Below are 12,671 nucleotides of genomic sequence, written 5' to 3' on the forward strand. Positions count from 1 at the left end.
TATCTAGCCAAGCATTTTGGCAGGAATCCCCATTAAGCGTTACATAATAAATAGAGAGAATCGAATGGCACTAAATAACATAGAAGACATTATTGCAGATATCAGAGATGGTAAGATGGTCATCTTGATGGATGACGAAGACAGGGAGAATGAAGGTGATATTATCGTTGCTGCCGAAAAAGTCACGCCTGAAATTATTAACTTTATGGCGAGCAAAGCCAGAGGTCTCATCTGTTTAACTCTGACACCAGAGCGCTGTGATTATTTAGGCTTACCTTCTATGGTGGCAGGGAATGGATCTAAGTTTAGTACGCCGTTTACTGTTTCCATTGAAGCGGCGGAAGGGGTAACAACAGGGATCAGTGCCGCTGATAGGGCTAAAACGGTTTTCTCTGCTGTTAATCCTATGGGTAAACCTGATGATATTGTTCAGCCTGGCCATATCTTTCCTCTAAGAGCGCAAGCGGCTGGCGTATTATTACGTGCCGGTCACACAGAAGCAGGCTGCGATTTAGCAAAGCTTGCAGGTCTACAACCAGCTAGCTGCATTGTTGAAATAATGAATGACGATGGCACTATGGCGAGAAGACCAGAGTTGGAAGAGTTTGCTAAGGAACATGATCTTAAAATTGGCACCATTGCTGATTTAATCAAATACCGTATGGCAAATGAGCATACCATTGAAAAGCTTAGCCAAGATACATTAGATACAGCCTACGGTGAATTTGACCTTCATTTATATAAAGACACAATTAACAATGAAACCCACATGGTTCTTACGCATGGGGATGTGGCTGCCAGTGAAACGCCTCTGGTGAGAGTTCAGTCTCAAGAAACCTTAAGGGATGTGCTAGGTGTGAACAGTCCAGGGTCTCATAGCTGGCCTATGCCAGAAGCATTAAAGACAATTGCTAATTCAGATGCAGGGGTTCTTGTACTGCTTAATGTCGGCGAAAAAGAAAGCGTGGTAGATTCAGTTGAAACCTTTTTGGGTCGCCAGAAGCCGCAACCAAACGCCAATATAGATAGTTCTGGCTCCTATGTGACAATAGGTACAGGTTCTCAGATTTTAAAAGACCTAGGTGTGAGCAAAATGCGACTACTGAGTAGTCCAATGAAATTTACCGGAATATCAGGCTTTGACTTAGAAGTCGTGGACTATCTCGAATACCAAAACTAATCGGTTTATTGGCGAGCATTAAGATTTTAAGTATTAACTAACAATATTAGTGACACAGATAAGTAAGGGAAAAAAATGAAAAAGATCGAAGGTAACTTTAAGCCACTAGATGCGAAATTTGTCATTGTAAATACAACTTGGAATGAGTTTGTTGTAGATAAGCTAGTTGATGGTGCTGTTCGTGGTCTAACAAGGCACGGAATTAGTGAAGATGACATTACCTTGGTAAGTTGCCCAGGTGCATTTGAAGTGCCTTTAGTCGTTAAAAAATTAGCTGAAAGTGGCAAGTATGATGCTGTTATTGCCCTAGGTGCGGTTATTCGTGGTTCAACCCCTCACTTTGATTATGTTGCGGGTGAAGCGGTAAGTGGCTTAGGTAAAATCTCCTTAGATACGAATGTGCCAATTTCTTTTGGTATTCTAACCGTAGATACTATAGAACAAGCGATTGAGCGTGCTGGTACAAAAGCAGGTAACAAAGGTGAAGAATCAGCACTATGTGCTTATGAAATGGTGAGCTTGCTTAAACAAATTTAATAATTAGTAGATGGCATAACTTTTAGAGCCAGGCCTTAAAGACCGTTCTATAAAATAAAAAAGCCTTGATTAGAGTGAATCTGATCAAGGCTTTTTTATGGGGAGTGTGGCCTTGCCTGAACTTAGTACTTGCTTGCGCGTCTTACAAAGCCTGGTGTTTCAGTAAAAAAGGCTTTGAATGCCTTACTAAATGCGGCTTCGGAGGAGTAGCCAGCATCTTCAGCAATCTGATACATGGAGTCATCGGTTGTTTCTAAACGTGTTTTTGCTTTTTGCATACGCCAGTTAAGAAGATAGGTTTTTGGCGCTTGGCCAACCAGTTTGGAAAACTTATCTGTAAAGGCACTGCGCGACATAGCGACTTTTTCTCCTAACTTTTCGATAGTCCAAAAAGCTGACTCTTCTGCGTGTATGAGGTTCAAAGTGGTGCCAATTTGTTGATCATTGAGTGCGGCGAGGTAATTATGCTTATTTGGTTGAGAGTTAAGAAAATAACGAATAATTTGAATAAACAGTACTTCAGTTAACCTATCCAGCATTAAACTTGAGCCAGGTGAAGGAGAGCGAGATTCTCTTGAAAGAGTTGCAACGAGTTCACTCATCCATCTTTGTTCGTTATTTTGTTCTGCTTTGATGTGTATGAAACAAGGTAGGTCTCGAATGAAGGGGTGCTTCATTTTCGTATCATAGCTGAATGATCCACACATTAAGGTGTTTTTGATAATTTCTTGGCTGGGCTCTGTTTGTGATTCAAAGGGGCTTTCGCCCGATAAAATTTTATCTAGAACAAAGCGACTCGGCATTTTTGGACTGTCTTGATGGTCACTGATCCAATGGGCGCCACCACTGGGAAAAGCGACAATATCTCCTTTATTTAAAATGATGGTATTTGAATTATTACTTATATTTAGTACACAGCTACCTTCAAGTACGACATGGAACATACCTTCACTGTCTTCATCCATCACAATTCCCCAAGGTGCATGAAAATCACTGCAAAAATAGGTTTGAGTATTTAAACGCAGGGTTTTAAGTACATCGGTTAATGCATCCAAAAGAATCTCCAAAACTGAGGTAAGCTGTTAAAGCCAAGATATCAGGACAAAATGACAATTAATTTGGCTATTTCATCATATTTTGAAGCAAATATATAAGGATAATTGCATGTATTGAAAATATGAATACTTTGGAGATTAGCTATGAGTAAATCAAACACAGTCCCAGGACTCGCTTTATATCATTATCATGCTTGCCCATTTTGCGCTTATACACGCCAAGCTCTTGATAAACTGAAATTGAATGTAGAACGCAGGGATATTCAAAAAAGTGCTCAACACAGAGGTGACTTAATTGCTGGTGGTGGTAGCAAGCAAGTACCTTGTTTAAGAATTGAGCGTGAAGATGGCCAAGTTAAGTGGCTGTATGAATCTCAAGATATAGTGAAGTTTCTAGTGCATTACTCTCAACAAACAGACTTAATTGCATAAGGGTATTGCAGATGAACTTTAAAGAAGTTGATGTAGCTATTATTGGCACAGGTACCGCTGGCATGTCTGCTTATCGAGCCGCTAAAGCTCATACGGATAGTATCGCTTTGATTGAAGCGGGTGAATATGGCACTACCTGTGCGCGTGTTGGTTGTATGCCAAGTAAATTATTAATTGCTGCTGCAGAAGCTGCGCATCATGCTCATCAGGCGGATATCTTTGGTATCGATGTTAGCGGTATTAAGGTTGATGGTGCCAAAGTACTTGAACGTGTCAGAAGTGAGAGAGATAGGTTTGTTGGTTTTGTAATTGAGTCTGTTGAAGGTTTTGATGCAAAACATAAGGTGAAAGGCTACGCAAGGTTTGTTGATGACAACACACTTTTAATTGATGATCACACTCAAATTAAAGCTAAGCGTATTGTCATTGTAACAGGCTCCAGACCTCACTTTGCGGATCTCTTTTATGAGGCTGGAGAAAGACTGCTGATTAATGATGATGTGTTTGAACTTGAGTCCTTACCGAAATCTCTTGCTGTGTTTGGACCAGGTGTTATTGGACTGGAATTAGGTCAGGCATTGAGTCGTTTAGGTGTTGAGGTAAAGGTATTTGGGCGTAGTGGTTCGTTAGCGGGTATCCAAGATCCAACGATCAAAGATTATGCTCAGGCGACATTTAACAAAGAGTTTGTATTGGACTTAGACACAGATCTTAAGCGTATTAGTAAGCTTGATGGTGGTGTTGAAGTTGAATATATCAATGAAAAAGGCCTAAGTGTTACAGAGCATTTTGAATACATTCTGGCAGCGACAGGTCGAAAAGCTAATTTGGATAACTTAAATTTATCCTTAACTAGCTTAGAATTAGATGGGCGTGGTACTCCAATTTTTGATGAGAAGACCTTGCAAACAAGTTGTGATCATATCTTTATTGCAGGAGATGCTAATGCTTTTTTACCGCTTTTGCATGAAGCTGCCGATGAAGGTAAGACGGCTGGTTCGAATGCTGGAAGCTATCCTGAGGTGAAGGCTGGTTTGAGGCGAGCTAGCATTGCTGTTGCTTTTACTGATCCACAAATCGCCAGTATGGGGTTAACACTTTCTCAAATTAAACAAGCTTATGGTGATAACTTTGCCGTGGGTGAGGTTAGTTTTGAAGGACAAGGTCGTAGTCGAGTCATGGCTAAAAACCAAGGGATGCTTAAAGTTTATGCCGACAAGCATTCTGGCGAGTTTTTAGGGGCTGAGATGTTTGGCCCTGCTGCTGAACACGTAGCACATTTGTTATCTTGGGCAATACAGCAAAAGTTGACGGTTGCTGAAATCTTAGATATGCCTTTTTACCACCCTGTTATTGAAGAAGGGGTGAGAACCGCATTCAGAGATTTGGCATCAAACCTTAATGTTTAAGTTTATATCGCCTTATTTTATATGCCCTTAGGATAAAAAAATGACAAAGAAGTTAACAAAAAATCTTGTTTTTAAAGCGATGAAAGTGGCAAGTGTTGTCGGTACGGTATTGCTGATAATTAACCAATATGACGCTTTATTTGGCGATGCGGAACTCAGACTTGCCTCAGCGTTATTGACGTATTGTGTTCCTTTTGTCGTATTTCTCTCTGGTAAGCTCTCTAAAGACTAAGTTGGGATTACTTAGTTTGTTTGCTATCATTGCTTGCTAACAATTGGCGAGCAATGATGGTGTCTTTAATTTGCTAATTTCCCTTCCCAAAAAATGCCTTAATTTGTTTAACCCTGTGCAGTTGCTTGCTTAATTAAATACTCACTTCGATTTTTCTCTTTTAGTTGTGTAATTAACTTGCCCATGTTTTGGCTTTTATCCTTGTTCATCACAAGTACAGCATCAGCTGTTTCTATCACAACTAGGTTCTCAACCCCTAGAGTAGCGACTAACCTAGATTCAGATTTAATTAAACACTGGCTAGAATCTTGGCTAATAACGTCTCCCATTAGGCTGTTCTTATCATCATCTTTTGATGATTGATCATATACAGCAGACCAATTACCTAAATCTTGCCAGTCACAATAAAAAGGAACGACTTTCGCCTTTTTAGTTTGCTCCATAACCGCATAGTCTATTGAGTTTGCAGGGCAGAGTTTAAAAGCATCTTCATTGATGCGGATAAAATCATCATCTTGTTTACGTTCGCCAAAGGCTAAATGACAAGCTTGGAAAATTTCAGTTTGATGATTTTTTAATTCATTAAGATAACTTTCTGCTTTAAAAGCAAACATCCCTGAATTCCAAAGGTAGCTTCCATTTTTTACATATTCTTGTGCCTTAGCCAAGTTTGGTTTTTCAATGAAAGCCATGACCTCATGATTTTTACCTGATTTGATGTAGCCATATCCTGTTTCTGGGTAATTTGGTTTAATCCCAAAAGTTACTAGCTTGTTATCTTGAGCTAATTTGTTTGCAGCTTTTATACTCTGATCGAAACTCTCTTCCCATTTGATATGATGATCGGCAGGTAACACTAATAAGGTGTTATTAGTGTTACTTTGTAATGACTCTAATGCGGCAAGGGCAATAGCGGGAGCTGTATTGCGTGCTACAGGTTCAAGTAAAATACGTGTATTTGCCAGATAAGCGTAGCTTTGTTTCAAGCTTTCAATTTGTTGGGCAATTACAAAGCGATGCAATTGATTGCAAACAATGATTGGAGAATTCAAATTAAGGTGCGCTATACGCACTAGAGTTTGTTGCAATAGGCTTAAATCATTTTCCGTTAATGTTAGGCAAGGTTTAGGGAAGGCTAAACGTGAAGAGGGCCAAAGGCGGCTGCCAAACCCACCGCATAGAATAACGGGTGTAATATTCATGAATTCTGACTCAAGTTGCTCGTTAAAAACGGATTAAGATGACTTAATCCGTATGTCGCGCATACTAACTGAGTTTTAGATATGAGGCTAATGCTTTAGTTGAGCTGAATTAATTTCAGAGTACTTAACTCAGCCTAGTTGTAAAAGATTATCCTTGAGAATTAAAGCCTTCTAATACGTTAACTGTGTTAATTCCAATTTCTTCGACGGCATATCCACCCTCCATTACAAATAAGGTGGGTAGGCCAAGTTCTGCTATGCGTCTCCCATAATCATAAAAGTCATCAGATTTGAGCTTAAAAGCGCTGATAGGATCATTCTCAAAAGTATCGACACCTAATGATACGACAAGGATCTCAGCATTAAATTGTTTGATTTGCTCAAAGCTTTTCTTAAGTGCATTTCCCCATGTTGTGTAATCACTGCCAGCAGCAAGAGGGTAATTAAAGCAATATCCTTCACCTTCGTTTTCGCCGGTTTCATTGGCATGGCCTAAAAAGTAAGGGAAAGCGAAATCAGGGTCACCATGAATGGAGAGCGTTTGAACGTCATTTCTGCGATAGAAAATTTGCTGAGTACCATTACCGTGGTGATAATCCACATCTAAAATGCTGACTCTGGCATATCCATTATCACGAAGGTGTTGGGCAGCAATTGCGGCATTATTTAAGAAACAGTAGCCTCCAAATTGATCGCGGGCGGCATGATGTCCTGGCGGGCGACAAAGTGCAAAGGCACTCTTTTCTCCTTGGATAATATGCTCGGCTGCTGTGAGGGCGACATCCTTGGCGGCATTAACCGCTTGCCATGTGCCTGCTGAGATCGCGGTTTCTGCTGCTAGAGCATAATAACCTAGTTGGGCTTCGATGTTAGTTGGAATGATTTTAGATGGCATGGAGCGGGAAGGCCAAATATTCGGGATCGCATCACAAGTATGGCCAGCGTCGAGCCACTTTTGCCAGACGTTTTGTAAAAAGTTGACGTAATCTTTGCTGTGTACCTTATGAACTGTATCAAGGTTAAAAGCGTGCTCGGAAATGGGCTTATCGAACCCTCTTTTATTAAGCTCTTTTAATATGTAATCGATGCGCTCTTTGCGCTCAAAAGGGGGGACTAATTCCCCGTTATGAATTTCGGCATTAACTTGTCTTAATGTGTGTTTATCAGAATAAATGGTTTTCATAGATAGCCTTTGAGTTTCTTATTTTTAGTTATTTCTGAATTGAGATAATAAGTTTAAAGCTAAAAAGTGTTAGATATTAGATGTATAATTTAACAAATCTTATAACTGATTTAGCATATTGATTAATGACGGTATGTGTTTTGCTAAGTAATGAGGTTGTTTAAGGATTAAAGAGTGGATGAATTAAACCGTAAGATGTTGGCCTTGTTGCAGTTAGATGGACGTATGTCAATTGCAGATCTTGCTAATGCGTTAAAGGTATCTAGGGCAACCGTAAAAACAAGGCTGGACCGTCTAGTCGCAGAAGGGGAAATTACAGGTTTTAGTGTGCAACTAAAATCGGCATTAAGTCCTCATGCGGTTCGGGCTGTGATGATGCTTGAAATAGAGGGTAAACCTTCAAATAGCCTTATTGTTAGGCTAAGAGCGATGCCTGAAGTTCTGGCTGTACATTCAACTAATGGGCGTTGGGACTTTATTGTAGAAATAGGGACAGAGAGTCTTGAAAGTTTTGATCATACAATTAAAGCCATTAGACTGTTAGATAGCGTCTCTTTAAGTGAAACCAGCATTAAGTTAACAACTCATAAGTCACATGATTAAATAGCATGTTATAAATAGCTTTGCTCGAACGACTGCTATCCATAACTTTTGGTCGCTAAGTGTGGCCTAATCTTAGTGTTCGGTATTGGCTTGGGGAAATACCCATCACCTTGTTAAATACCCGTGAGAAATAATAGGCATCTTCATAGCCTAGTTCCCAGCCTACTTCAGCAACTCCCTTGTCACTTACATCTAATAGGTGACAGGCTCTTTCAATCTTCATCTGGATAAAATCATTGATAGGTGTTCGGCCTGTTAGTGTTTTATAACGCTTGATAAAGTGAAATTTTGATAAATTGGCCGCGTTAGCTAGTGTTTCTACATCAAGTTGTTGGTGGATGTGTGTCAGCATCAAGCTTCTTATCAATTCTAGGTCCAAACTTTTATCAAATTGAGATTGCACTTGCTTATTGAGTAGGACGATATGGGTAATGATTTGACTTAATAAGCTACAACTATGGAGGAAGCTTTCAAAAAGTGAGTTATTGAGTCTTGTATCTAAAAGTGCCTCGAAATCAGTAATTAATCGCGAATGTAGACCTATGGATAATATGTTGCTCTGGGATTGAGTGATAATCTCATCAAGATAGTCTTTAGCGAGTATGCCATCACAGTGAACCCAGTAGATGCTCCAAGGTGACTTTTTCTTAGCGGTATACTCATGAGAAAGTGTTTTTGGTAGTATTAAAAAGTCCCCCGCACTGACTTTTATACTTTTCTTATTAAGTTTTAATAAACCTTCGCCCCCAACGCAATATATTAATAAATAATCATCGTGATCTAGCCTAGACATAGTGTGCCCTTGTGCTTTTTTGTAAAACCCCATGGCGACTGGGTGTAGGGATCTTCCAATAGGGTTCTCTTTAAGACTATTAATTACGGGTCTTGGCAATAAAAAACGAACACTATCATTGGGGATTGGCCAGTTTGATGTGTTGCTCATGTGTTGGCTCTCTAAAAAATAATGTACAAAGTTAACCTTTAGGTAAACTTATGATGTTTGTCGCAATATAGTCCATTAATAAAGCAACTTTATCAATCCTGAAATAGGAGTTTGCGTGGTAAAACATATTTCTATTGAAAAATAATAAATATGAGATTAACGTTAACGTAAAGGTAATGAATTTGCTTACAAAGCAAACTTTCTGATTAACGCAATCTCTAAACTCAAGGAGAAATGGTTATGACACATAAAGTTCCTATGCTAATTAATGGTGAAATGGTGCAAAGCACCTCTCAAAACTGGATTGAAGTGACGGATCCGGCTACTCAAGATGTCATTGCCAGTGTTCCTTGCGCAACTGAACACGAAGTTGAGCAGGCTGTTGCTAGTGCACAGTTAGCATTTGAAACATGGAAAGAAGTGCCTGTATCAGATCGTGCACGTCTTATGTTGCGATACCAAGCTTTGCTAAAAGATCATCACGATGAACTTGCTACCATATTAAGTAAAGAAACAGGTAAAACCTTTGAAGATGCGAAAGGTGATGTCTGGCGTGGTATTGAGGTTGTGGAGCAGGCTTGTAATATTGCAGCGCTAAGTATGGGTGAAACGGTTGAAAATGTTGCCCGTAAAATTGACTGCTACAGCTACACTCAGCCACTAGGTGTGTGTTTAGGTATTACCCCGTTTAACTTTCCTGCCATGATTCCGCTTTGGATGTTCCCTATGGCTATCGCTTGCGGCAATGCTTTTGTACTAAAACCTTCCGAGCAAGACCCATTAACGCCTATGCGATTGGCTGAGCTCTTTATTGAAGCAGGCGCACCTGAAGGTTTATTGCAAATCGTACACGGTACTAAAGATGTGGTGAATCAACTGTTAGTTCATCCTGAAGTGCATGCCATTTCGTTTGTTGGCTCTGTTTCTGTTGCTGAGCATATCTACAAAACGGGTACCGACCATATGAAACGTGTACAAGCCTTTGCTGGTGCTAAAAATCATATGGTGATTATGCCAGATGCACAAAAACAACAGGTTATTAATAACTTATTAGGTGCATCAGTCGGTGCAGGTGGTCAACGTTGTATGGCCATTTCTGTTGCAGTCTTTGTTGGTGAGTCTCGTCAGTGGGTGCCTGAACTAAAAGAAGCCTTATCTAAAGTTAGACCAGGTGCTTGGGATGATGAGGGTGCAGGATATGGTCCTTTGATTAATCCTGCTGCGAAAGAGCGTGTGTGTCGCCTTATCAGTGAAGGAATAGAAGCAGGTGCCGAGTGTCTATTGGATGGTCGTGACTATAAAGTCCCCGGATTCCCAAATGGTAACTGGGTTGGGCCGACACTTTTCACCAATGTTAGCCGTGATATGTCTATTTATCAGGAAGAAATTTTTGGTCCTGTGCTGTTAGTGATTGAAGCGGATACCTTAGAAGAGGCGATCCAAATTATTAATGAAAACCCATATGGCAATGGTACCTCTATCTTTACTGCTTCAGGCGCGGCTGCACGTAAATTCCAGCATGAGATTAAAGTTGGTCAAGTGGGTGTGAATGTGCCTGTACCTGTACCACTGCCTTTCTTCTCTTTCACCGGCTGGCGTAAGTCGTTTTACGGCGATCAGCATGCATATGGTAAACAAGCTGTACGTTTTTATACGGAAACTAAAACAATTACAGCGCGCTGGTTTGAAGATGATATTGCGCATGGTCCTAATATGACGATTCAACTTAAATAATAACAATCTGAGGTGACTATTTAGCCAGCGATTATCTGGTCAGCGACTCGATCACCTCATTAACAATTTAATAGTTTTAAAGGCTTAGCTTGATGAGATGGCTAAGCCTATTTTGGAGGCTTTAATGGATTTTGAATTAAACGAAGATCAGGTGGCGTTTTCGGATATGGCAACTGCATTTGCTCGCAGTGAGTTGGAGCCGAATGCAGCAAAGTGGGATGAAGAATCTTTTTTTCCAGTGGATGTAATTCGCAAAGCAGGTGAGATGGGTTTTGCCTCACTTTATACCCCAGAGTCTGCGGGTGGCCTAGGTTTAAGTCGTCTTGATTCAAGTATCATTTTTGAGCGCCTTTCTATGGGGTGTACCTCCACTACCGCTTATTTGACCATCCACAATATGGTGACTTGGATGGTGACCAGCTTTGCTAAGCCTAGTGTGCTTGAAAAATATGCAGAGTCTTTGATTAGTGCACAAGCCTTGGGTTCTTATTGTTTGACTGAACCAAATGCAGGATCCGATGCAGCTTCTTTAAAAACAACGGCTAAGAAAGAGGGCGATCACTATATCTTAAACGGCAGTAAGGTATTTATTTCAGGTGCCGGTAGTACAGATGTGTTGGTTGTAATGGCTCGAACGGGTGGTCCTGGTGCCCGTGGAGTGTCCGCTATTGTGGTTGATGCTCATAGTGACGGTATTAGCTATGGCCGAAAAGAAGACAAAATGGGGTGGAATAGTCAGCCAACACGCATGATCAGTTTTGATAATGTGAAAGTGCCAGTGGAAAACCTGTTAAGTGAAGAAGGTGAGGGTTTTGTGCTTGCCATGAAAGGGCTTGATGGGGGGCGAATTAATATTGCTTCTTGCTCTTTAGGAACGGCTCAGCAAGCTTTAAATCAAGCGCGTGATTATATGCAAGAAAGAAAGCAATTTGGCAAACAAATTGGTGATTTTCAGGGTTTGCAGTTCCGTTTAGCTGATATGGCGACTGAGCTTTTAGCTGCTAGGCAGTTAGTGCGCTTAGCTGCAAGTAAGCTGGACCTTGGCCATAAAGATGCGACCACTTATTGTGCTATGGCAAAACGTTTTGCTACCGATGTTGGCTTTAAGGTATGTGATGAAGCGCTACAGATTTTTGGTGGTTATGGTTATATCAAAGAATACCCAATGGAGCGCTATGTGCGTGATACAAGAGTTCACAGAATACTTGAGGGAACTAACGAGATTATGCGTGTCATTATTGGCCGTCGTTTATTGGCAGACACGGATTCTGAATTTTAATCTCATCATAAATTGAACATTCTTGTGTTCTGTATCGGCTCAATAGAGATTGATGTGATTTAGGACTGCAAGAGAAAGGAGTTAAACATGACACAGGTAAATACAGACTTAGTTTTGGTAGAGAAAAAGGGCCATATTGCCATTCTCACAATGAATAATTTACCCGCAAATACTTGGACGGCAGAAAGTCTAAAGGCGCTTAAGCTAATTGTTGAAGAGCTAAACCAAGATAAATCAATTTGGAGTTTGGTTTTAACGGGGGCTGGCGATAAGTTTTTTTCAGCGGGTGCGGATTTAAAGCTCTTTGCTGATGGGAATAAAGAAGTTGCTCGTGAAATGGCGCGTTTATTTGGTCTAGCTTTTGAAACCTTAAGTCAATTTAGAGGTGTCTCTATCGCTGCTATCAATGGCTATAGCATGGGGGGCGGCCTTGAAGTGGCACTTGCCTGTGATTTGCGTATCGCAGAAGAACAAGCTGTATTGGCTCTGCCAGAAGCAAAAGTTGGCTTGCTGCCTTGTGCTGGTGGTACTCAAAATCTGACTTGGTTGGTCGGTGAAGGTTGGGCAAAGCGTATGATTTTATGTGGTGAACAAGTTAAAGCTCAAAAAGCACTAGAAATAGGATTGGTCGAAGAGGTTGTTGAAAGAGGCGATGCTTTAGAGAAGGCGATTGCTTTAGCTGAGCAAGTCGGTCAGCAGAGCCCATCTTCTGTTGCTGCATGTAAATCTCTTATTCAAAACGCGCGAACAGCACCGCTACAACAAGGGCTAATTCTTGAAAGAGAGCTATTTGTTGATCTTTTTGATACGAAAGATCAGGCGGAAGGGGTGAATGCCTTTTTGGAAAAGCGAGCGGCTAATTGGCTAAACAAATAAAAAGCT

13 protein-coding genes are annotated in these 12,671 nt (G+C 40.6%); 9 read left to right on the forward strand and 4 right to left on the reverse strand.

Going from position 1 to position 12,671, the window contains the following annotated elements:
• The first annotated feature begins 64 nt into the window (after window positions 1-64).
• Together ribBA and ribE are read left to right on the forward strand one after the other, a co-directional pair.
• Window positions 65-1,180, forward strand: a complete 1,116-nt coding sequence (gene ribBA, locus TW85_RS10895; RefSeq protein WP_046017149.1) for a bifunctional 3,4-dihydroxy-2-butanone-4-phosphate synthase/GTP cyclohydrolase II — start codon at window positions 65-67, stop codon at window positions 1,178-1,180.
• Between the two features lie 75 nt (window positions 1,181-1,255).
• Entirely contained in the window at window positions 1,256-1,717 is a 462-nt protein-coding gene (gene ribE / locus TW85_RS10900) for a 6,7-dimethyl-8-ribityllumazine synthase (protein ID WP_046017150.1), read from the forward strand.
• 122 nt (window positions 1,718-1,839) lie between these two features.
• On the opposite strand, the gene TW85_RS10905 is transcribed toward ribE, so the two are convergent.
• Window positions 1,840-2,772 carry an AraC family transcriptional regulator gene (locus TW85_RS10905; protein WP_046017151.1) on the reverse strand — a complete coding sequence of 311 codons (933 nt, stop codon included), beginning with the start codon at window positions 2,770-2,772 and terminating at the stop codon, window positions 1,840-1,842.
• Window positions 2,773-2,916: 144 nt separating this feature from the next.
• Here TW85_RS10905 and TW85_RS10910 point away from each other — a divergent pair, with 144 nt between their 5' ends.
• The 3 genes from TW85_RS10910 to nrtS are packed head-to-tail and all read left to right on the forward strand — an operon-like array spanning window position 2,917 to window position 4,845.
• The gene (locus TW85_RS10910) at window positions 2,917-3,204 is read left to right on the forward strand and encodes a glutaredoxin domain-containing protein (protein ID WP_052702104.1); all 288 of its coding nucleotides are present in this window, start codon (window positions 2,917-2,919) and stop codon (window positions 3,202-3,204) included.
• Window positions 3,205-3,215: 11 nt separating this feature from the next.
• Window positions 3,216-4,613, forward strand: coding sequence for a dihydrolipoyl dehydrogenase (locus TW85_RS10915; protein ID WP_046017152.1), 1,398 nt, complete (start codon window positions 3,216-3,218; stop codon window positions 4,611-4,613).
• 40 nt (window positions 4,614-4,653) lie between these two features.
• Window positions 4,654-4,845, forward strand: coding sequence for a nitrate/nitrite transporter NrtS (gene nrtS / locus TW85_RS10920; protein ID WP_046017153.1), 192 nt, complete (start codon window positions 4,654-4,656; stop codon window positions 4,843-4,845).
• A 107-nt stretch (window positions 4,846-4,952) separates the two neighbouring features.
• Here the strand turns inward: nrtS and TW85_RS10925 are convergent, their stop codons facing one another.
• The gene (locus TW85_RS10925; protein WP_052702106.1) at window positions 4,953-6,047 is read right to left on the reverse strand and encodes a mannose-1-phosphate guanylyltransferase/mannose-6-phosphate isomerase; all 1,095 of its coding nucleotides are present in this window, start codon (window positions 6,045-6,047) and stop codon (window positions 4,953-4,955) included.
• A gap of 148 nt (window positions 6,048-6,195) precedes the next feature.
• Window positions 6,196-7,230, reverse strand: coding sequence for a histone deacetylase family protein (locus tag TW85_RS10930; RefSeq protein ID WP_046017154.1), 1,035 nt, complete (start codon window positions 7,228-7,230; stop codon window positions 6,196-6,198).
• 174 nt (window positions 7,231-7,404) lie between these two features.
• On the opposite strand from TW85_RS10930, the gene TW85_RS10935 reads away from it, so the two are divergent.
• Entirely contained in the window at window positions 7,405-7,833 is a 429-nt protein-coding gene (locus TW85_RS10935) for an Lrp/AsnC family transcriptional regulator (protein WP_046017155.1), read from the forward strand.
• Between the two features lie 55 nt (window positions 7,834-7,888).
• On the opposite strand, the gene TW85_RS10940 is transcribed toward TW85_RS10935, so the two are convergent.
• Window positions 7,889-8,776, reverse strand: a complete 888-nt coding sequence (locus tag TW85_RS10940; RefSeq protein WP_046017156.1) for an AraC family transcriptional regulator — start codon at window positions 8,774-8,776, stop codon at window positions 7,889-7,891.
• A gap of 240 nt (window positions 8,777-9,016) precedes the next feature.
• Here TW85_RS10940 and TW85_RS10945 point away from each other — a divergent pair, with 240 nt between their 5' ends.
• From TW85_RS10945 to TW85_RS10955, 3 genes are all read left to right on the forward strand, one after another.
• A complete protein-coding gene (locus TW85_RS10945; RefSeq protein ID WP_046017157.1) occupies window positions 9,017-10,510 on the forward strand; it encodes a CoA-acylating methylmalonate-semialdehyde dehydrogenase in 1,494 nt (497 codons plus the stop codon).
• A gap of 124 nt (window positions 10,511-10,634) precedes the next feature.
• Window positions 10,635-11,789 (forward strand): acyl-CoA dehydrogenase family protein, encoded by a 1,155-nt coding sequence (locus TW85_RS10950; RefSeq protein WP_046017158.1) that lies wholly within the window; start codon window positions 10,635-10,637, stop codon window positions 11,787-11,789.
• An 87-nt stretch (window positions 11,790-11,876) separates the two neighbouring features.
• On the forward strand, window positions 11,877-12,665 hold the full coding sequence (locus TW85_RS10955; RefSeq protein WP_046017159.1) for an enoyl-CoA hydratase: 789 nt from the start codon (window positions 11,877-11,879) through the stop codon (window positions 12,663-12,665).
• Window positions 12,666-12,671 lie beyond the last annotated feature (6 nt).

The organism is Marinomonas sp. S3726, assembly GCF_000967665.1.
Taxonomy (GTDB): Bacteria; Pseudomonadota; Gammaproteobacteria; order Pseudomonadales; family Marinomonadaceae; genus Marinomonas.

Coding starts and splice junctions, on each gene's coding strand:
- ribBA (WP_046017149.1), top strand. CDS start 65: ATGGCACTAAATAACATAGAAGACATTATTGCAGATATCAGAGATGGT.
- ribE (WP_046017150.1), top strand. CDS start 1,256: ATGAAAAAGATCGAAGGTAACTTTAAGCCACTAGATGCGAAATTTGTC.
- TW85_RS10910 (WP_052702104.1), top strand. CDS start 2,917: ATGAGTAAATCAAACACAGTCCCAGGACTCGCTTTATATCATTATCAT.
- TW85_RS10915 (WP_046017152.1), top strand. CDS start 3,216: ATGAACTTTAAAGAAGTTGATGTAGCTATTATTGGCACAGGTACCGCT.
- nrtS (WP_046017153.1), top strand. CDS start 4,654: ATGACAAAGAAGTTAACAAAAAATCTTGTTTTTAAAGCGATGAAAGTG.
- TW85_RS10925 (WP_052702106.1), bottom strand. CDS start 6,047: ATGAATATTACACCCGTTATTCTATGCGGTGGGTTTGGCAGCCGCCTT.
- TW85_RS10930 (WP_046017154.1), bottom strand. CDS start 7,230: ATGAAAACCATTTATTCTGATAAACACACATTAAGACAAGTTAATGCC.
- TW85_RS10940 (WP_046017156.1), bottom strand. CDS start 8,776: ATGAGCAACACATCAAACTGGCCAATCCCCAATGATAGTGTTCGTTTT.
- TW85_RS10945 (WP_046017157.1), top strand. CDS start 9,017: ATGACACATAAAGTTCCTATGCTAATTAATGGTGAAATGGTGCAAAGC.
- TW85_RS10950 (WP_046017158.1), top strand. CDS start 10,635: ATGGATTTTGAATTAAACGAAGATCAGGTGGCGTTTTCGGATATGGCA.
- TW85_RS10955 (WP_046017159.1), top strand. CDS start 11,877: ATGACACAGGTAAATACAGACTTAGTTTTGGTAGAGAAAAAGGGCCAT.